The sequence below is a fragment of the Burkholderia sp. E168m15 genome (assembly GCF_016586105.1).
In the GTDB taxonomy this organism is placed as follows: Bacteria; Pseudomonadota; Gammaproteobacteria; order Burkholderiales; family Burkholderiaceae; genus Burkholderia; species Burkholderia orbicola.
Genome location: NZ_BCPO01000073.1, coordinates 19429 through 39598 on the forward strand (window position 1 = coordinate 19429; position 20170 = coordinate 39598).

15 protein-coding genes, 1 tRNA gene and 1 pseudogene are annotated in these 20170 nt (G+C 65.7%); 9 read left to right on the top strand and 8 right to left on the bottom strand.

Annotated elements, in window-relative coordinates:
* Positions 1-64: 64 nt before the first annotated feature.
* The 5 genes from JMF86_RS11705 to JMF86_RS11725 all read left to right on the top strand — a co-directional run bounded on the left by JMF86_RS11705 (position 65) and on the right by JMF86_RS11725 (position 6607).
* A complete protein-coding gene (locus JMF86_RS11705; protein WP_006478175.1) occupies positions 65-1246 on the top strand; it encodes a PLP-dependent aminotransferase family protein in 1182 nt (393 codons plus the stop codon).
* Positions 1247-1288: 42 nt separating this feature from the next.
* Complete coding sequence (locus tag JMF86_RS11710; RefSeq protein ID WP_006478174.1) at positions 1289-1747, top strand: RidA family protein; 459 nt, start codon at positions 1289-1291, stop codon at positions 1745-1747.
* A 13-nt stretch (positions 1748-1760) separates the two neighbouring features.
* Complete coding sequence (locus JMF86_RS11715) at positions 1761-2645, top strand: PhzF family phenazine biosynthesis protein (protein WP_011545886.1); 885 nt, start codon at positions 1761-1763, stop codon at positions 2643-2645.
* Between the two features lie 215 nt (positions 2646-2860).
* The gene (locus JMF86_RS11720) at positions 2861-5200 is read left to right on the top strand and encodes an EAL domain-containing protein (protein WP_027813796.1); all 2340 of its coding nucleotides are present in this window, start codon (positions 2861-2863) and stop codon (positions 5198-5200) included.
* Between the two features lie 201 nt (positions 5201-5401).
* A complete protein-coding gene (locus JMF86_RS11725; protein WP_011694344.1) occupies positions 5402-6607 on the top strand; it encodes a chromate transporter in 1206 nt (401 codons plus the stop codon).
* Between the two features lie 45 nt (positions 6608-6652).
* On the opposite strand, the gene JMF86_RS11730 is transcribed toward JMF86_RS11725, so the two are convergent.
* Positions 6653-7099 (bottom strand): multidrug/biocide efflux PACE transporter, encoded by a 447-nt coding sequence (locus JMF86_RS11730; protein WP_011694345.1) that lies wholly within the window; start codon positions 7097-7099, stop codon positions 6653-6655.
* Between the two features lie 112 nt (positions 7100-7211).
* Between JMF86_RS11730 and JMF86_RS11735 the strand changes: the two genes are divergently transcribed.
* A complete protein-coding gene (locus JMF86_RS11735) occupies positions 7212-8096 on the top strand; it encodes a LysR family transcriptional regulator (protein ID WP_011545890.1) in 885 nt (294 codons plus the stop codon).
* A 58-nt stretch (positions 8097-8154) separates the two neighbouring features.
* Here the strand turns inward: JMF86_RS11735 and JMF86_RS11740 are convergent, their stop codons facing one another.
* From JMF86_RS11740 to JMF86_RS11760, 5 genes are all read right to left on the bottom strand, one after another.
* Entirely contained in the window at positions 8155-8613 is a 459-nt protein-coding gene (locus JMF86_RS11740; protein WP_006487629.1) for a CopD family protein, read from the bottom strand.
* A gap of 257 nt (positions 8614-8870) precedes the next feature.
* Entirely contained in the window at positions 8871-11192 is a 2322-nt protein-coding gene (gene parC / locus JMF86_RS11745; RefSeq protein ID WP_011545891.1) for a DNA topoisomerase IV subunit A, read from the bottom strand.
* A gap of 70 nt (positions 11193-11262) precedes the next feature.
* Positions 11263-13245 carry a DNA topoisomerase IV subunit B gene (gene parE, locus JMF86_RS11750; protein WP_006478167.1) on the bottom strand — a complete coding sequence of 661 codons (1983 nt, stop codon included), beginning with the start codon at positions 13243-13245 and terminating at the stop codon, positions 11263-11265.
* Positions 13246-13465: 220 nt separating this feature from the next.
* Positions 13466-15451: an ATP-binding cassette domain-containing protein gene (locus JMF86_RS11755; protein WP_011545892.1), complete on the bottom strand. Its 1986-nt coding sequence runs from the start codon at positions 15449-15451 to the stop codon at positions 13466-13468.
* A 231-nt stretch (positions 15452-15682) separates the two neighbouring features.
* On the bottom strand, positions 15683-16087 hold the full coding sequence (locus JMF86_RS11760; RefSeq protein WP_011694346.1) for a DUF4399 domain-containing protein: 405 nt from the start codon (positions 16085-16087) through the stop codon (positions 15683-15685).
* A gap of 198 nt (positions 16088-16285) precedes the next feature.
* Here JMF86_RS11760 and JMF86_RS11765 point away from each other — a divergent pair, with 198 nt between their 5' ends.
* From JMF86_RS11765 to JMF86_RS11775, 3 genes are all read left to right on the top strand, one after another.
* On the top strand, positions 16286-16468 hold the full coding sequence (locus JMF86_RS11765) for a rubredoxin (RefSeq protein ID WP_006478164.1): 183 nt from the start codon (positions 16286-16288) through the stop codon (positions 16466-16468).
* Between the two features lie 148 nt (positions 16469-16616).
* Positions 16617-16691 (top strand) — tRNA-Arg (locus JMF86_RS11770).
* 163 nt (positions 16692-16854) lie between these two features.
* A complete protein-coding gene (locus tag JMF86_RS11775) occupies positions 16855-18069 on the top strand; it encodes an integrase arm-type DNA-binding domain-containing protein (protein WP_011545894.1) in 1215 nt (404 codons plus the stop codon).
* Between the two features lie 93 nt (positions 18070-18162).
* Here JMF86_RS11775 and JMF86_RS11780 read toward each other — a convergent pair whose 3' ends face one another.
* Positions 18163-19083 carry a hypothetical protein gene (locus JMF86_RS11780; protein ID WP_226292085.1) on the bottom strand — a complete coding sequence of 307 codons (921 nt, stop codon included), beginning with the start codon at positions 19081-19083 and terminating at the stop codon, positions 18163-18165.
* Positions 19084-19773: 690 nt separating this feature from the next.
* Positions 19774-20170 (bottom strand): annotated as a pseudogene (locus tag JMF86_RS35035) (hypothetical protein); the annotation flags it as partial.

A 20170-nucleotide genomic window follows, 5' to 3' on the forward strand; every position in this document is an offset into this window, starting at 1 on the left:
GGCGTCGAAGCGATCCGCCTGATCGACCTTTCTTGACTGACCACGATATCCGAACGAGGAGACTATGAATCCGAGCGACCTGCATCCGCCGCACTGGCAGCTTTCCGAACGCGCCCGCAAGCTGACGAGCTCGGCGATCCGCGAGATCCTGAAGGTCACGGAACGCCCCGAGGTCATCTCGTTCGCCGGCGGCCTGCCCGCCCCCGCGACGTTCCCGGCCGAACGCATGCGCGCCGCCGCCGACCGCGTGCTGCGCGATGCGCCGGCCGCCGCACTCCAGTACAGCGCGACCGAAGGCTACCTGCCGCTGCGCGAGTGGATCGCCGAGCGCTACAGCGTGCGCGTGTCGCAGGTGCTGATCACGACCGGCTCGCAGCAGGCGCTCGACCTGCTCGGCAAGGCGCTGATCGACCCGAACAGCCCGATCCTCGTCGAAACCCCGACCTACCTCGGCGCGCTGCAATCGTTCTCGCTGTACGAGCCGCGCTACGTGCAGGTGCCGACCGACGAGCAGGGCCTGCTGCCGGAAGGCCTCACGCCCGAACTCACGCAAGGCGCGCGGCTGCTGTACGCGCAGCCGAACTTCCAGAACCCGACCGGCCGCCGCCTGCCCGTCGAGCGCCGCCGTGCGCTCGCCGCGTTCGCGCAGACGAGCCCGTTCCCGGTGCTGGAGGACGATCCGTACGGCGCGCTGAACTACCAGGGCGAGCCGCTGCCGACGATGCTGTCGATGGCGCCCGACCACGTCGTGCATCTCGGCACGTTCTCGAAGGTGCTCGCGCCGGGCCTGCGGATCGGCTACATCATCGCGCCCGAGGAACTCCACTTCAAGCTCGTGCAGGCCAAGCAGGCCACCGACCTGCACACGCCGACGCTCACGCAGCGCATCGCGCACGAAGTGATCAAGGACGGCTTCCTCGACGAGCACATCCCGACGATCCGCGAGCTGTACAGCGCGCAGTGCGACGCGATGCTCGGCGCGCTCACGCGCCACATGCCGGCAGGCGTCACGTGGAACCGCCCGGAAGGCGGGATGTTCATCTGGGTGAACCTGCCCGCGCAGATCGACAGCATGAAGCTGCTCGCCGCGGCCGTCGACAACCACGTCGCCTTCGTGCCGGGCGCGCCGTTCTTCGCGGAAAACGCGCAGCAGAACACGCTGCGCCTGTCGTTCGTGACGGTGCCGCCCGAGAAGATCGAGGAAGGCGTCGCGCGCCTCGGCAAGCTGCTGCGCGAGCGCCTCTGATCCCCTTTTTCCTGTCACGACTCTCTACGAGGAATCGAACACATGGCTAACGTCTACGACAAACTGAAGTCGCTCGGCATCGAGCTCCCGACCGCCGGCGCCCCGGCTGCCGCCTACGTGATGAGCGCGCAAAGCGGCAACACGGTCTACCTGTCGGGCCACATCGCGAAGAAGGACGGCAAGGTCTGGGCCGGCAAGCTCGGCGCGGATCTGCAAACGGAAGACGGCAAGGCCGCCGCCCGCTCGATCGCGATCGACCTGCTCGCGACGCTGCACGCGCACACCGGCGACCTGAACAAGGTCACGCGCATCGTCAAGCTGATGAGCCTCGTCAACTCGACGCTCGACTTCACCGAACAGCACGTCGTGACGAACGGCGCGTCGGAGCTGATCGCCGAAGTGTTCGGCGACGCGGGCAAGCATGCGCGCTCGGCATTCGGCGTCGCGCAGATCCCGCTCGGCGCGTGCGTCGAGATCGAACTGATCGCCGAAGTCGCGTAACGGGCGCAGCGCGATGCACGGTCGTCTCGTTCGCTTCAAGCAGGTCGACGTGTTCACGTCGGTGCCGTTCAAGGGCAATCCGCTTGCCGTGGTGTTCGACGCCGATTCGCTCGGCGACGACGCCATGCTCGAGATCGCCCGCTGGACGAACCTGTCGGAAACGACGTTCCTCTGCACGCCGACCGATCCGGAAGCCGACTATCGCGTGCGGATCTTCACGACCGGCGGCGAACTGCCGTTCGCCGGCCACCCGACGCTCGGCACCGCGCATGCGTTCCTGGAAAGCGGCGCGCGGCCGCGCACGCCGGGCCGGCTGATCCAGCAGTGCGGGGTCGGCCGGGTTGCGCTGCGCGAGCAGGGCGGCCGCTGGGCGTTCGCCGCGCCGCCGGCACGCGTCACGCCGCTCGACCGTTCGGACTACGCGGTACTGGCCGCCGCGCTGCGCAGCGACGCGCTCGACCTGGACGCCGAGCCGTGCGCGGTGGACAACGGCGCACCGTGGCTGGTCGTGCGGCTGAAGTCGGCCGATGCGTGCATCGGCCTGTCGCCCGATCCTGCCGCGCTGGCGGCGCTGACCCACCGCTACGGCGTGGACGGCCTCGCCGCCTACGCGCCGCACGCCGAAGGCGGCCCCGCGACGTTCGAGATCCGCTGCCTGATGACCGGCGGCCAGTTCGGCACGCCCGGCGAGGACCCCGTCACCGGCAGCGCGAACGCCGCGCTCGCGGGGCTGCTGACGCGCCAGGAACGCCGCCCCGGCCAATCGTATACAGCCCGCCAGGGCACGGCGATCGGCCGCGACGGCCGCATCTTCGTCAGCTACGACGACGACGGCACGACCTGGATCGGCGGCCACGTCGTCACGGTCGTCGACGGCACGTTCCGGTCACCCGACTGACATTTCGCGATGTGGATGGCGCCGGCTCGTCCGGCGCCCTACGCTTTGCCCAACTATCGCAAAAACGTTCCAGCCAGTAATATCGGGCCTAATCCGTTGTTTCGGAGGTCTGTCCATGGTTGCGCGTCCCGCGAACGAACAGACGTCGGGACAATCCGAACCATAGCCGGCCATCCAGACGGATGGCGCACGCGAGCAGGACGCCGCCCTCTTCGATGAGCTCTGCCCGGTCCAACCACACGCCGCCGAACCGGCCGCTGCGCGCGCCGCGCAAGTCGCGCCGGCGTGCGCTGTTCGCCATCCCGCTGCTCGGGATGCTGGCGCTCGCGCTGCTGTGGGCCGTGATCATCGCGCGTCTGTCCGTCGAAAAGGACAGTGCGTACAAGGAAGCGGCGGCCTCCGCGGCGATCCTGTCGTCCGCGCTCGAGCAGCATACGGTCAAGGCGATCCACCAAGTCGACCAGATCACCCGCTTCGTCAAGTTCGAATTCGAGAAATCGCCGGCGCGCTTCAATCTCGCGAGCGCCGTCGAGAAAGGCGTCGTGCCGAGCGACACGCTGATCCAGGTATCGCTCGTCAACGCGAAGGGCATCCTGTTCGCGAACACCGCCGAACTCCATCCGCAGCCGATCAACCTGTCCGACCGCGAGCACTTCAAGGTCCACCTCGCGCACAACGACGACCGCCTCTTCATCAGCAAGCCCGTGCTCGGCCGCGTGTCGAGCCACTGGACGCTGCAGATGACGCGGCGCCTGAACAACCCGGACGGCAGCTTCGCGGGCATCGTCGTGGTGTCGGAAGACCCGAGCTACTTCACGAACGATTTCTACAACAACGCGGCCATCGGCAAGGAAGGCGTGATCGCGGTCGTGTCCGATACGGGCGCAGTGCTCGCGCGGCGCACAGGCTCGGTGAGCAACGCGCCGGGCGCGTTTTCGGCGTCGGGCGTCTACCCGATCGCCGAGCGCGTGACGGGCACGATCATCGATCCGATCGACGGCGTGACGCGCATCGTGTCGTACCGCCACCTCGACGGCTACCCGCTCGCGGTGATGGTCGGCCTGTCGCAGACGGAAGAGTTCGCGGACTACACCCACACGCGCAACGTCTACCTGCTGATGACGAGCTTCATCACGCTCGCGATGCTCGCGTTTTTCGGCGTCGCGACGGGCCTGATCGGCAAGCTGCTCGGCCGCGAGCGCGAAATGACGCAGCTCGCCGAATACGACCTGCTCACCGGCCTCGCGAACCGCTATGCGACGCTGCGCGGGCTGCGCAACGACGTGTCGATGCCCGCGAGCCTGTCGCGGCTCGGCCTGCTGTTCATCGATCTCGACAACTTCAAGACCGTCAACGACACGCTCGGCCACAACGCCGGCGACATCGTGCTGCAGATGACCGCGTCGCGCCTGGCCGATGCGGTCGGCGACGAAGGTTCGCTCGCGCGCATCGGCGGCGACGAGTTCGTCGTCGTGATGAAGGGCGACGACGTCGAGCGGCGCGCGGTGCGGCTCGCGGAAGCGATCATCCGGATGTTCGGCGAGCCGTTCGACGTGCGCGGCAGTTCGTTCGTGCTGCATGCGAGCATCGGCATCGCGCTGCACACCGTCGCGAACGAAAGCGAGATCGACCTGCTGAAAAAGGCCGACCTCGCGATGTACAGCGCGAAGGACGCCGGCAAGAACTGCTACCAGTTCTATGCGCCGCACCTGTCGCACCGGGCCGACCATCTGATGCGCTGGGAACAGCAATTGCGCGTCGCGCTCGCCGAGGGGCAGTTGTTCCTCGCGTACCAGCCGAAGATCGACCTCACGCATCGCACCATCACCGGCTTCGAGGCGCTCGCACGCTGGGATCACCCCGAGCACGGCGTCATCTCCGCGAACGAATTCATTTCGATCGCCGAATCGACCGGCCTGATCGTGCCGATCGGCGACTTCGTGATCCGCACCGCGTGCGAGCAGATCGCGCGCTGGCGCGACGAAGGCCACGACACGCTGACGCTCGCGGTCAACATCTCGCCCGTGCAGTTCTGGCGCGGCGACCTGATCGAGACGATCTCGCAGGCGCTGCAGGACACCGGCATCCCCGCGAACCGGCTCGAGATCGAGATCACCGAGACCGCGATGATGGAATATCCGGAACTCGTGTCCGAGAAGATCGTCGCGCTGAAAAAGCTCGGCATCCGGATCGCGCTCGACGATTTCGGCACCGGCTATTCATCGCTGTCGTACCTGCACCGCTTCTCCGTCGATACGCTGAAGGTCGACCGCTCGTTCGTGCAGGCGATTCCGAACGACCGCAGCGTGTGCGTGATGGTGTCGTCGATCGTGCATCTCGCGCGCTCGCTCGGGCTGACGGTCGTCGTCGAGGGCACCGAGACCGAGGAGCAGATCACGTGGCTGTCCGCGCTCGGCGAAATCGAGGCGCAGGGCTTCCTGTTCTCGCGCCCGGTGCCGGCCGATGCGATTCCCGCGCTGATCGCCCGCTTCGGCGTGCGCGGCGAGCATCCGAATGTCGTCGCGCATCGCGCGACCGGCAGCACGGGCGCCTGAGCGCCGCCCTGCTGCAGGCGCGCGCGTTGTGCGACGCCGCAATTATTTCGTTTTCCGATCCGATCGTTCAATTCATTAACTAGCGTTTTCGCGCATGGCAGTGTCATGATGCGCAGCGGACAATCGGGAGGGCCGACGTGTCGGCGGGCCGCCGGCACGGCCATACGCGAGAGATCTGGCCCTGCGCCAACCACACCAATCATGACAACCGTCGAAGTCGAAGCGACCGCGCGTGTCGAAGAGGCACCGGCATCCCTATGGGCCTTGTTCAAGGTCGTCGCCGGCATTTCGGCCGTTTCGTGGGGCGGACTTTCGATGATGGCGCAACTCGAACGCCATTACGTGGAGCGGCTGCGGCGCATCGAGCCGCACGTCTTCGGCGATCTCGTCGCGCTCGCATGGCTCGTCCCGGGCCCCGTCGGCTGCAACGTCGCCGTGCAGGTCGGCCAGACGCTGCATGGCCGTGCCGGCGCCTGGGTCGCCGGCATCGCGAGCGTGCTGCCGTTCTCGATCCTGATGACGCTGTTCGCGATCTTCTATCAGACGCCGCTCGTGCGCTCGCTTGCCGCGCCGATGCTGATCAATCACTTCGGCATGGTGCTCGCCGCGCTGATCGGCGTCACGTGGGTCAAGCAGGTGCGCTCGCTCGCGCGCACGCGGCTCGAACAGGCGATCGCCGCACTATCGACGATTCTGCTCGCTTTCGCGCATAGTCCGGCCGCTTTCGTCGGGATTCTGTTCGCCGCGTTTGCAGCGGGCTGGCTGACGGGGCCGCCGCAGCGCGACGCGGTCGATTTCACGCTGTCGAAGCGCGACCGCACCCTGCTCGTGCTGCTCGGCGTGCTCGTCGTGCTGTTCGCGGTGCCGCTGCCCGGCGATTACCAGGCGGAATTGCTATGGCCGCGCCTCGCGGGCGCCGGCATGACGCTGTTCGGCGGCGGCTTCTCCGCGCTGCCGGTGCTCAAGACGCTGTTCGTCTCGCCGGCGACCGGCATCTCCGATCACGACTTCACGCTGGCGTTCGCGCTGTCGCCGGTCGCGCCGGGGCCGTTGCTGAACGTCGTGCCGTTTCTCGGCTATCTGACCGACGGATGGGTCGGCGCGCTGCTCGCCACGGCCGCGCTGTTCATTCCGTCGGGATGCCTCGTCGTGTTTGCGCAGAACCATCTGCTCCGGCTCAAGCGCCATTCGCGCTTCGAGCACGGGATGCGCCTGCTGCGCGCGGCGACGACCGGCTTTCTCGTGGTCGCCGTCGTGAAAATCCTGCATCGCGAACCGGCCGACCCGGTTTACTGGCTGACGGGCGCGTTCGCCACGCTGTGCTTCACGCGCTTCAAGGTGCCCGTCTATGCCGTGTACGGCGCGGTCGCCGTGGTGTGCAGCGTGTGGCTGTGGGCCGCGCGCTGACGGGCGCCGGCCGTCGCCCTGTCCGGTCTGGTCCGCCTCACCCGCTCAACCTGCCTGCACCGTAACCCGGCGTGCCATCCAGCGGGCGCGCAGCGCGTCGTACGCGAGGTTGAAGCAGAACGTGTAAGGCAGGAAGAACAGCACGATACCGAGGTCGAGCAACAGCGCCTCGACGAGGCTCACGTTCAGCCACCACGCGGCAACCGGCACCACCATCGCGACGAGGCCAAGCTCGAACGTCACCGCGTGCGCGACCCGCATGCCGAGCGTGCGCGACAACCCGGCCCGGCGCTCGAAGCGGTCGAACAGCGTGTTGAACGTCATGTTCCACGCCATCGCGATCAGCGACACCATCACCGTCAGCACGCCGACGTGCGATACCGGCATGTCGAGCAGCCATGCGCCGATCGGCGCGCACAGCGCGATCGCCACCAGTTCGAACGTCAGCGCGTGCAGCAGCCGTTCCGTCACCGTTTTATTGATCTGTTTCATGATTCGCTCCAATGCGTTACCTGATCCATGTCGGCCATTTTGATCGGCACAACCGTATGAATCCAGTTTGATATCATCGGTTTTACCGATATAACGCTGCCAGGAGCCCTGCATGCACCACGCCCCGGAAGCCCTGCTCGCATTCGCCGAAGCGGCGCTGCTCGGCTCGTTTACGGCCGCCGCACGCAAGCTCGGCAAGCGCCAGTCGACGGTGTCGGAAGCGATCGCGAATCTCGAAATCGACCTCGGCGTGCAACTGTTCGATCGCTCGACGCGCGCGCCGACGCTCACCGACGCCGGCCGCGCGCTGCTGCCGCACGTGCAGCGCGCGCTCGAGGCCAGCGCGGCGATCGACCGCACGGCCGCCCGGCTCGCGCACGGAGAGGAAGCGCGGCTCACGCTCGTCGTCTCGGATACGTACCAGTCGAAGCGCTACGAAGAGACGTTGATGGCGCTCGAACGGCGTTTTCCGGCGCTCGAGCTCGAATGCCAGATCGCCGAGCACGACGACGTCCTCGACCTGATCCAGCAAGGCCGCGCGCAACTCGGGCTGATGGCCGCGCGCGCGGCCTATCCCGCCGATATCGGCGCGGCGACCGTAGCGGAGAAATCGGAGATCGGGCTGTTCGTCGGCCGCACGCACGCGCTCGCCGCATATGGCGACGCCGAGGTGCCGCACGCGGCGCTGCGCGACGTGCGCGAACTGCGCCTCAATACCTACGTGAAAACGGAAGGTCGCGGCACCGACGACCGGATCGTCGTCGGCACGCAGCACTGGCTCGCGCCGAGCTACCTGATGCTGCTGGAGATGGCGGTGCTGGGGTTCGGCTGGGCTGAACTGCCGCGCTGGATGGTCGAGCACTTCGCGCGCGACCGCCTGTGCGAGCTGCATGCGCGCGGCTGGCCGCGCCGCGTGCGGGTGGATGCTGTCTGGTCGCGCAACCGGCCGCTCGGGCCGGCCGGGTCATGGCTGCTCGATGCGATGCTGGCCGCGTAGCGGCGCGTGTGCCGTCGAGCCTGCCGGGGACGGAGGGCTGAGGGCTGGCGCCAGCCGGTCAGAAACCGCGCGACAGCACGGCCGCGCCGATCGTGACGACGCCGAGCACGAGGTTCACGACGACGAGCAGGCGCACCGCGTTCACCGCGCGCGCGCCATCCGGCCAGTTCTGCGCCTGCACCGCACGGCGAATGCGCGGAAACAGCGCGAAGCGGATGTGCCCGAAGATCAGCATCATCACGACGCCGAGCCCGGCCATCGCGTGCAGCGACCACGTCGCGTGCGCGCCGCCGAAGCTCGTCAACAGGAACCCGCCGGACAGCAGGATCACGATCACGGCCCCTGAAACCCAGTTGAAGAAGCGGCCGAACACGCCTTCGATCAGCGGCAGCCGCAACTGCGGCGACAGGTCGGACAGCGCGGGGCGCAGGCAGAAGTGCGCGAAGACCATCCCGCCCACCCACACGGCGACGGCCAGCAGGTGAAGAAACAGCGCGACGGCAACGGCGTGGGACATGGGGCGATCCTGTGATGAATGGGGTGCAGCGAACGGCCGCGTCGCACGCGGCATCAAGCGACGTTCGACTCGCCAGCCGCGCGGCGGTTCAGACCCTCAGCGCGATTTCACACTATTTTGCAAATTCCGCGTGACAGCGCCACGCTTGCTTACCCGAATCCTCGCCGGCAAGAAAAAGCCGCACGCCGCCGAAGCGGACGTTCGGCCGTCGATCGCGGCCGAACCGGACGATCCGGGCGGCCGCGCAGCGCGCGGCGTCAGCCGAGCAGCGGACGCAGTTCGTTGACGACCTTGAGCTTCGTGTCCGGCGCACGGCCCTTGCGGGCGCGCTTGCCGATATGCGGCGCGAGCCCGGCATACGACAGCGTGTCGTCCTGCGGCTTGCCGCCGCGGCCGGTGCCGATCAGCACGACGCCGGCCGGATCGATCGCCAGCGCCTGCACGAGCGTTTCCTTGTCGTCGAGCGCCATCAGGATCACGCCGCGCCCGCCGCCGGACAGCGTCTTCATCTCGTCCATCCCGAACACCAGCAAGCGCCCGCCGCTCGACAGGCACGCGACCTGCGTCGCGTTCGGCAGCACCGGCATCGGCGCGAGCGGCACCGCACCCGCATCGATCGTCATGAACGACTTGCCGGCCTTCAGGCGGCTCACCATGTCGCCGACCTTCGCGAGGAAGCCGAAGCCGTTGCTCGACGCGAGCAGCAGTTGCTGATCGGCCGGCGCCGCGTAGTAGTGCATCAGGTGCGAACCCGATTCGAGTTCGATCAGCGACGTGACCGGCACGCCGTCGCCGCGCCCGCCCGGCAGCACCGACACGTCGACCGAATACACGCGGCCGCTGCTGCCCCACGCGATCAGGCGATCCGGCGTGCGGCACTGGAACGCCGCGTACAGGTGGTCGCCCGCCTTGAACGTGAAGCCGGCCGGATCGAGCCCGTGGCCCTTCAGCGCACGCACCCAGCCCTTCTGCGACACGACCACCGTCACCGGCTCGTCGACCACCTTCGCCTCGAACGTCGCGCGCTTTTCCTGCTGGATCAGCGTGCGGCGATCGTCGCCGTACTGCTTCGCATCGGCCTCGATCTCCTTGATCATCAACCGCTTCATCGCGCTTTCGTTCGCGAGCAGTTCCTCGAGCTTTGCCTTCTCGTCGCGCAGCGCGTCGAGTTCCTTCTCGATCTTGATCTTCTCGAGCCGCGCGAGCTGGCGCAGGCGGATTTCGAGGATGTCCTCGGCCTGCCGCTCGCTGAGGCCGAACGCGCTCATCAGCGCGGCCTTCGGCTCGTCCGACTCGCGGATGATGCGGATCACCTCGTCGATGTTCAGGAAGACGATCATCCGCCCTTCGAGGATGTGGATGCGGTCGTCGACCTTCGCGAGACGATGGCGGCACCGGCGCGTCATCGTCAGTTGGCGGAACTTCACCCATTCGTCGAGGATCGTCAGCAGGCCCTTCTGGCCCGGCCGACCGTCTGCGCCGATCATCACGAGGTTCAGCGTCGCGTTCGATTCGAGGCTCGTGTACGCGAGCAGCGTGTTCACGAATTCCGTCTGGTCGATCGTGCGCGACTTCGGCTCGAACACGAGCCGCACCGCGGCTTCCTTGCCCGACTCGTCGCGCACCGCGTCGAGCAGGTCGAGCATCGCCTTCTTCGTGTTGAGCTGCTCGGGCGTCAGCGTCTTCTTGCCGAGCTTGAGCTTCGGGTTGGTCAGTTCCTCGATTTCCTCGAGCACCTTCTGGCCCGACGTGCTCGGCGGCAGCTCGGTGACGACGAGCTGCCACTGGCCGCGCGCGAGATCCTCGATCTTCCACTTCGCGCGCACCTTCAGGCTGCCGCGGCCCGTTTCGTACGCCGCCGCGATTTCGGTGTCGCTCGAGATGATCTGGCCGCCGCCGGGGAAATCCGGGCCGGGAATCAGGTTCATCAGCTCCGCGTGCGTGAGCTTCGGATTGCGGATCAATGCGACCGCCGCCGCCGCGACTTCGCGCAGGTTGTGCGACGGGATTTCGGTGGCGAGGCCGACCGCGATGCCCGACGCGCCGTTCAGCAGCACGAACGGCATGCGGCTCGGCAGCGTCTTCGGCTCCTCGAACGAGCCGTCGTAGTTCGGCATGAAGTCGACCGTGCCCTGGTCGATCTCGTCGAGCAGCAGCTTCGCGATCGGCGTGAGGCGCGCTTCCGTGTAACGCATCGCCGCCGCGCCGTCGCCGTCGCGCGAGCCGAAGTTGCCCTGCCCGTCGATCAGCGGGTAGCGCAGCGAGAAATCCTGCGCGAGCCGCACGAGCGCGTCGTATGCCGACTGGTCGCCGTGCGGGTGGTATTTACCGAGCACGTCGCCGACCACGCGTGCCGACTTCACCGGCTTCGCGTCGGGCCCGAGGCCCATTTCGTTCATCGCGAACAGGATCCGGCGCTGCACCGGCTTCTGGCCGTCGCACACGTCGGGCAGCGCGCGGCTCTTCACGACGCTGACCGCGTAGCTGAGATACGCCTGCTCCGCGTAGTTGCCGAGCGTCAGCGCGTCGCTCTCGGGCGCGTCGGGGCTGGCAAAGAGATCGGAAGTATTGTCGTCCATCTGAATTCCGTATTCGTAAGTGGCGTGAGGCCGGGCCGGGCGTCATGCCCGGCCGCGCGGAACGCTCCGCTTAAATGTCCGCTTCGACGTCGTTGCCCTTTTCCTCGAGCCAGCCGCGCCGCGCGGCTGCCTCGCCCTTGCCCATCAGCATCGTCATCCGCGCGACGGTCGCCTCGTAGTCGAGCTCGCCGAGCTTCACCGGCATCAGGCGGCGCGTGTCGGGATTCATCGTCGTGTCCCACAGCTGCTCGGCGCTCATTTCACCGAGGCCCTTGAAGCGGCTGATGCTCCACTGCGTGTCGCGCACGCCGTCCTTGCGCAGCTTGTCGAGGATCGCCTCGAGCTCGCCGTCGTCAAGCGCATAGAGCTTCTGCGCGGGCTTCTTGCCGCGCGCGGGCGCGTCGACGCGGAACAGCGGCGGACGCGCGACGTACACGTGGCCGCGCTCGATCAGTTGCGGGAAATGCTTGAAGAACAGCGTGAGCAGCAGCACCTGGATGTGCGAGCCGTCGACGTCCGCGTCCGACAGGATGCAGATCTTGCCGTAGCGCAGGTTCGACAGGTCGACGGTGTCGTCGGGGCTGTGCGGATCGACGCCGATCGCGACCGAGATGTCGTGCACCTCGTTGTTCGCGAACAGGCGGTCGCGCTCGGTTTCCCACGTATTCAGCACCTTGCCGCGCAGCGGCAGGATCGCCTGGTATTCCTTGTCGCGGCCCATCTTCGCGGAGCCGCCCGCCGAGTCGCCCTCGACCAGGAACAGTTCGTTGCGCGCGATATCTTCCGTCTCGCAATCGGTCAGCTTGCCGGGCAGCACCGCGACGCCCGAGCTCTTGCGCTTCTCGACCTTCTGGCCGGCGCGCGTGCGCGCCTGCGCCTGCTTGATCACGAGTTCGGCGAGCTTCTTGCCGTGCTCGACGTGCTGGTTCAGCCACAACTCGAGCGCCGGACGCGAGAACGACGATACGAGCTTCACCGCGTCGCGGCTGTTCAGCCGCTCCTTGATCTGCCCCTGGAACTGCGGATCGAGCACCTTCGCGGACAGCACGAACGACACGCGCGCGAACACGTCTTCCGCGAGCAGCTTCACGCCCTTTGGCTGCAGGTTGTGCAACTCGACGAAGCTCTTCACGGCCTGGTAGAGGCCGTCGCGCAGGCCCGACTCGTGGGTGCCGCCGGCCGGCGTCGGGATCAGGTTCACGTACGACTCGCGCACGAGCGAGCCTTCCTCGCTCCATGCGACGACCCACGACGCGCCCTCGCCCTCTGCAAAGGTTTCGTCGGTCGAACGTGAATCGGCGAAACGCTCGCCTTCGAACAGCGGGATCAGCAGTTCGCTGCCGTTCATTTCGTCGAGCAGGTAGCCGCGCAGGCCGTCTTCATACTTCCACGTCTGGCGCTCGCCGGTCTTCTCGTTGACGAGCACGACCTCGACGCCCGGCAGCAGCACGGCCTTCGAGCGCAGCAGGCGCTGCAGCTCGCCGAGCGGCAGGTTCGGCGAATCGAAGTACTTCGGATTCGGCCACACCTGCACGCGCGTGCCGGATTTCTTCTCGCCGCGGCCCGCGCCTTGCGTGGACAGCGGCTTCACGACGTCGCCGTCGGCGAAGCCGAGTTCGGCGATCTTGCCATCGCGCCACACCGTCACGTCGAGACGCGTCGCGAGTGCGTTCGTGACCGACACGCCGACCCCGTGCAGGCCGCCCGAGAACGTATAGGCGCCACCGGCGGCCTTGTCGAACTTGCCGCCCGCATGCAGGCGCGTGAACACGATCTCGACGACCGGCACGCCTTCTTCGGGGTGCATGCCGAACGGGATGCCGCGGCCGTCGTCTTCGACCGAGACCGACTGGTCGGCGTGCAGCGTGACGGTGATCTGCTTGCCGTAGCCGCCGAGCGCCTCGTCGGACGCGTTGTCGATGACTTCCTGGATGATGTGCAGCGGATTCTCGGTACGGGTGTACATGCCGGGACGCTGCTTGACCGGCTCGAGACCCTTGAGCACCTTGATCGATGCTTCGCTATAGGCCGCGCTGGGTTTCTTCGTTGACATAGGCGCTGAATTTCGTCATTCATCGGGACGTTGTCCACACCTCGTGTGGATAACGTCGTGGACAAAACGTTGAGTTCCGTAAAAAAGCGAATCGAAACAACGGTGTGCTTGGACTGCTCCGAAAGCGGGCGCGCGGCGTGTGCGGCGCGGCCCTGGACGCGCGGTATTTTACTGGTTCCGCGTGGCGCGCCAATCGCGGGATCGGCGCGCACCGCGCGCGTCACACCGGCTTGCGCTTCGCCTCGAGCGTTTCCCACCGTTCGAGCGCGGCGAGCAATTCGTCGTCGATCGCCGCGAACCGCTCGGTCAGGCGCGTGCCTTCCTGCGGGTCCTTCGCGAAAATCGCGCCGTCCTCGAGCTGTGCGTTGATCGTCTTCTGCTCCGCTTCGAGCGCGGCGATCTTCTCAGGCAGCGAATCGAGCTCGCGCTGCTCGTTGAACGACAGCTTCACCGTGCGCTGCGCGTTGCGGCCGGCCGCGCTCTTCGCCGGCTCGTCCTTCGCGGGCGCCGCTTCCTTGACCGCGCGCTTCGCCGCTTCCTGCTGCGCGAGCTGCTCCGAGCGCTCGCTCTGGATCTGCCAGTCGGTGAAGCCGCCGACATATTCGCGCCACTTGCCGTCGCCCTCCGCCGCGATCACCGACGTCACGACGTTGTCGAGGAACGCGCGATCGTGGCTGACCAAGAGCACCGTGCCGTCGTAGTCGGCCAGCAGCTCTTCGAGCAGTTCGAGCGTCGGAATGTCGAGGTCGTTGGTCGGTTCGTCGAGCACCAGCACGTTGGCCGGGCGCGCGAACAGGCGCGCGAGCAGCAGCCGGTTGCGCTCGCCACCCGACAGCGACTTCACCGGCGAACGCGCGCGCTCCGGCGCGAACAGGAAATCGCCGAGGTAGCTCATCACGTGCTTGCGCACGCCGCCGATCTCGACCCATTCGCTCCCCGGGCTGATCGTATCCGCGAGGCTCTTCTCCTGGTCGAGCTGCGCGCGCATCTGGTCGAAATACGCGACCTGCAGGTTCGTGCCGGTGCGCACCGTGCCTTCGTCGGGCTTGAGGTCGCCGAGGATCAGCTTCAGTAACGTCGTCTTCCCGGCGCCGTTCGGGCCGACGAAGCCGATCTTGTCGCCGCGCATGACCGTCGTCGAGAAGCGGTCGACCACCGTGCGGCCGCCGTAGCGCTTCGTCACGTCGGTCAGCTCCGCGACGATCTTGCCGGACTTCTCGCCCTGTGCGACATCGAGCTTCACGTTGCCCTGCGCATTGCGGCGCTCCGCGCGCTCGTTGCGCATCTGCACGAGTCGCGCGATGCGGCCGACGCTGCGCGTGCGGCGCGCTTCGACGCCCTTGCGGATCCACACTTCTTCCTGCGCGAGCAGCTTGTCGAACTTTTCATTCTCCACCCGCTCGACTTCGAGCTGCTGCGCCTTGCGCGTCTGGTACGCGGAGAAATTGCCCGGATACGACAGCAGCCGACCGCGATCGAGCTCGACGATGCGCGTCGCGACGCGGTCGAGGAACGCGCGATCGTGGGTGATGAACAGCAGGCCCGCGCGCTGCGCGACGAGCAGCTCTTCCAGCCAGCGAATGCCGTCGAAGTCGAGGTGGTTAGTCGGTTCGTCGAGCAGCAGCACGTCGGGCTGCAGCACCAGCGCGCGCGCCAGCGCGACGCGCTTCTGCATCCCGCCCGACAGCGCGTCGACGCTTGCGTCGACGTCCTGCAGGCCGATCTGCGCCAGCGTCATCGACACGCGCGTGCGCCAGTTCCACGCGTCGTGCGCGTCCAGCGACGACTGCAGCGCGTTCATCCGCGCGAGCAGCGCATCGTGCTCGGCGCCTTCCGGGATCTCCGCGAGGCGGTGCGCGATCGAATCGTATTCTTCGAGCAGTTCGCGCGTGTGCGCGAGCCCCGACGCGACCGCGTCGAACACCGTCGCGCCCGGCTCGAACTCGGGCTCCTGCGGCACGTAGACCGTCACGAGCTCCTGCTGGCGCGTGACCAGCCCGTCGTCGGGCTTCGCGAGATCGGCGACGATCTTCAGCAGCGACGACTTGCCCGCGCCGTTGCGGCCGATCAGGCCGACCCGCTCGCCGGCTTCCAGCGAGAAATCCGCGTGATCAAGCAACGCGACGTGACCGAACGCGAGCTGCGCGCCGGTAATGGAATAGAGCGACATGGGGAGACGGCGAAGAGAGAAATCGGAAGCGCCCATTGTACCGGGCGCGCGGGCCGGGATCGGCTTGGCTGGATGGACGAGCGCCGCAGGTTGCGCTTGAAGTGCGTCGGCGCGGTGCCGTGAGCGGGTTGCGGGCGGCTTTTCGCTTTGGATGCCGGCCGTCGTTTACTTGCCCGCGTAAACGGCGGAACGCCGGCCGGATACCCGCAGCCGGCCGATCGGCCGATCCCGTGCGCGGCGCGGCGAGCGTCGGCGCGGGACGTGCGGTTATTTCACGTTGATCGTGATCGTCGAGCTCAGTTCGGGACCGTACGAACGGTGCGCGCCGTCACCGAGCTGCAGCGTCAGCGTGTGCTGGCCAGGCGGCAGCTTCACGTCGGTTTCGGTCTGGGCCTTGCCGAAATGCAGCGAATGGTCGGTCGCCGGGATCACATCGCCCTTCGGCACCGGCTTGCCGTCGATCAGCAGATGATGGTGACCGGTATCCGGGGTCATGTCGCCGGCCGGCTTGAGCGCCATGCCTTCGAGACCGAACTTCACGTGTACGGGGCTCGACACCGTCGCGCCGTCCTGCGGCTCGACGAAGAACACACGCGCCTCGGCGCGCGCGAGCGTCGATACGGCCAGCGCCGCGACACAGACTGCACCCGCGATCCACTTTCTGTTGAGCATCGTTTCCTCCTTCAGATTGACAGGCTCACGAAGCATACACTGCATGCCCGACCGACGCGACGGCGCCGGTTGTTCGCGATGCGTACGTTTAAAACGACGTTGCGCAGGCGTTAGGCGAAATTCCGGTACCATTGCGCCTTTCGTCCGCCGGCCACGCTACGGACGGCATCGCCGAATTTTCATTATCCCGAGCGCAACATGAGCGAAGTAACCGAATACCAGAGCTGGGTCTGCCTGATTTGCGGGTGGGTCTACAACGAAGCGGAAGGGCTGCCCGACGAAGGCATCCCGGCCGGCACGCGTTTCGCCGACATTCCCGCCGACTGGCGCTGCCCGCTGTGCGACGTGGGCAAGGAAGATTTCGTCGTCGTCGATTTCTGATTTTCTGTTTCGATCGCGGTTGGTCACGCGATACGCGCGTCGGAGGTGCATTCCGCCCCGCCGACGCGCCGCGCGTTTGCTATACTCTGCGCGCTGTCCACACCGCCGTCCGGTTCGCCATCTCTTGCGCGAATGCCCGGATATGGCTCTCCCCGTAGTTCAATGGATAGAACAAGCGCCTCCTAAGCGCTAGATACAGGTTCGATTCCTGTCGGGGGGACCAGCCAAGCCCCAAACCTCCCCCAAGATTCCCAAGAAACTCTCCGCTCAAGCCCGTCTGGCGGCGCTCTAGCTCCTATCGTTACCCAAGGTTGCTCAGTGACAGCCAGAGAAAGTGTTGGTATTTTTGTTGGTATCAGCCGATACCAACAACACAGATACCAACAATGCCTCTCACTGACATACAGGTGCGGAACGCTAAGGCCAGCGCGGCACCATACAAACTGACGGACGGCAACGGGATGTTCTTGCTCGTCCAACCGAACGGCGCGAAGTACTGGCGCTTGTCCTACCGCTTCCGTGGCAAGCAGAAGACGCTCGCCCTCGGCGTCTATCCGGCCGTCACGCTTGCGACGGCACGGAAGAAGCGCGACGAGGCCCGCGAGCAGATCGCAGCCGGCATCGATCCGGGCGAGGCGAAGAAGGACGCAAGACGGGCCGCCGAGATCGCGGCGGCAAACTCATTCGAAGCGGTAGCCCGCGAGTGGTTCGACTCCCAGCGCCCGGGCTGGAGCGACGGCTACGCGGAGAAGGTGCTGAATTCGCTTGAGGTCGACGTGTTCCCGAAGATCGGTGCTCGCCCGATCGCGGAGATCGACTCGCCGCAGATGCTCAGCATCGTTCGCGAGGTCGAGGCGCGCGGGGTGCGTGAGACGGCGAAGCGAATCCTCCAACGCTCGCGCGCGGTCTTCCAGTACGGGATCATGACCGGGCGATGCTCCAGGAATCCGGCAGCCGACATCGACGCGCAGACGGTCTTGAAGAAGGGGCCCGGCGTACAGCACATGGCCCGCGTGAAGGCGACGGAGATTCCGCAGCTCATGCGAGACATCGACGCTTACCAAGGCGACCTAGTCACCCGGCTCGCGCTCCGCCTGATGGCACTAACGTTTGTGCGGACAACGGAAATGATCCGTGCGGAGTGGTCGGAGTTTGACGAGGCCGCCGCAGAATGGCGCGTACCGCCGGAACGCATGAAGATGCGCGACCCGCACATCGTGCCGCTCTCACGGCAGGCACTCGACGTGCTCGCCCAGCTCCGCGCGCTCAACGGCCAGCATCGATTCGTGTTCTACAGCGTGCAAGGCCGGAGTCACATCTCGAACAACACCATGCTCTACGCGCTCTATCGCATGGGCTACAAGTCGCGGATGACGGGGCATGGCTTTCGCGGACTCGCCGCCACGGCTCTACGTGAACTCGGCTTTGGCCGGGACGTTGTAGAGCGCCAGATGGCGCACGCCGAGCGCAATCAGGTGACGGCTGCCTACGTCCACGCTGAATATCTGCCCGAGCGCAGACGAATGATGCAGGCGTGGGGTGATCATCTCGACCAGCTCAAAGCGGGAGCCGAGGTCATCCGCATTGCGTCAGCCCGTTAATGAATCGCCGTCGCCCTTGCGACTTCGCCCACCTCCCTGCACCAACAACGATCGGAGCGAATACGTGCTGTGGTTGCCCAAACGATGGATCAGTTAGAGCCCATAGTTGCGAGCAAAGTCGAGAGCCTCGCCTGTTACATGTCCACAGGTCCGGTGGTGTTCAGATGTCCACCACCGGCGGCAGAGAATTGGCTTGAAGGGAAATCGATCGAATTTTGGTTCACAACACTCCAGCTTTGCAAGTGCGTCACGAATCGCCTCGTAGCCCTCGAACGTCTTCAGATATTGATCGCGCCAAGCTTCTGCCTCCCAATGGGCCGCAGCTGGTACCGGGAAGCCAATGGCTTGTAACGAGAAGCAGAACTGCTGATCGTTGATGATGTAGATCTCGTGGACGTTCGGGCTAGGGTTGAGGTAGTTCCAACCGAAAATCCAATACGGGTATCTCGTTCCCGCTGCTTCATGGTATTTCACGACATATTCCGAAACTGCTGCGACCACCGCATCCGGATTGATCGTTTCAAGCTTTGCATAGATGTCGCGCCCGGATGTTTTGGGATGCGTCAGATCGCCTCTGATGTCGTTAATGTTAGTGATCAGGTCGAGTGTAGCGGGCCCGAGAAGGAGCGACTTGCCGAGTAATTCCGTGGGCCACTTCTTGATCTTTGCGAGGATCTGCCCCTTCCTCAATTTGTTGAAAATCTCCTCTTCTGAATGCGTTGCGTTCATGTGTGCCCGCATCTTCTCGTTCAAGAATGCTTCAAGCGCAGCGATACCGAAATAGAGCGACGCAGTCAGATGATGCGAGCGCTCCATGCCCGTCTTTGCCTCGCGCGCAGTAACCGCTTCCCGATACAGCGAAGAGAAGTTTTGCCAGACTGGATTGACTGCCCAAAGATTCATAGTCGTCGTGAGATGTGGATCAATCGCGCAATTCAAGGTCGCGGCGGAAAAGCGCGGTTGTGAGATTGTTCGTGGTGTATCTAGGAGAATATGGTACGAATTTTCGTACATGCAGCAATCGTTGATTGATGTAGAAGCATCGAATCTCGATCGGCCCGGATCAGTTGACGGCCGGCGTTCCATCTCGCCCTTCCCTGTATGCCCCCCTTCCGTGCGTTCCCCACCAGCAAAACGGAAACGGCCTAGGCATAGGGCAAGCTTGTGATTTGGCCCCATATTATTATGTGCCCCCCTTGTTTCTGCCGTCAGTAGAGAAAAGACGCGGGTGTGAGCCCCCGCGTCTTTGCCCTAGACGCAGGGTCCCCCGCTTTCCGGTCGCCCCGACACTTGCGGTCGGCGCAACAATGCCCGATCGGGGCGCATCGCGGACACCCCCCTCGAAAACACGCCTCCGACGCCCATCGAATCCCGGAGAGCCGTGCCCCGCATAGCTTCGCGGTCGCTACGGTCGGTCGACGCCTGCCCGCTCAGTGCAAAACGAGTTGGAGATTTGGAGATAAACGCCTGAATCGGCCGCAAAGCCTTGCGGGGTAAGGCTTCGTGTGTCTCCAAACGATTTGGAGAACGCTGGAGATACTGGAGATAAACCAGCCCGGATTGTTACGGTGGCGGCAAGATTCGCGGCAGCTGCCCGCCCGGTTCCGTCTGGCACGTATCGCTCAAAGTAACTTTGACGCGCGGGAGAAATATGCCGCGCAAAGGAATGCCCGCCACCGCCCTCCCGGACGGCGGCGGTGCTGTTCACAGCTCAAGCGTGAAGATCGACGGCAGCACGCGATAGACCATGAACTTGCCGTGACCGGGGATGTACTCCTGCCGGTACGGATAGCCGTCGCTGCGCGGCATCAGCACGCCGCGCTTCATCAGTGCCTTGGCGACGATCTTGTGATCGAAGCCGGCGCACACGTCCTTGCGAAACACGGCCGCTTCGATCAGGTATTCCGTCTCGACGCTTTCGGCATCGTCGGCGCTCATCTTGCCGCCGAACTCGGCGTAATACTCCCGATCGGACGCGATGGGCGTGCGCCGCTCGTCGCGCTTCACATGCTGCTTGAAGCCCGCTCGATGCGGCACATTCGGCCGGTGGTCGTCCTGCGCCCGGTTTGTTGATTTCCACCGAGTCTTAACCCACCGATGT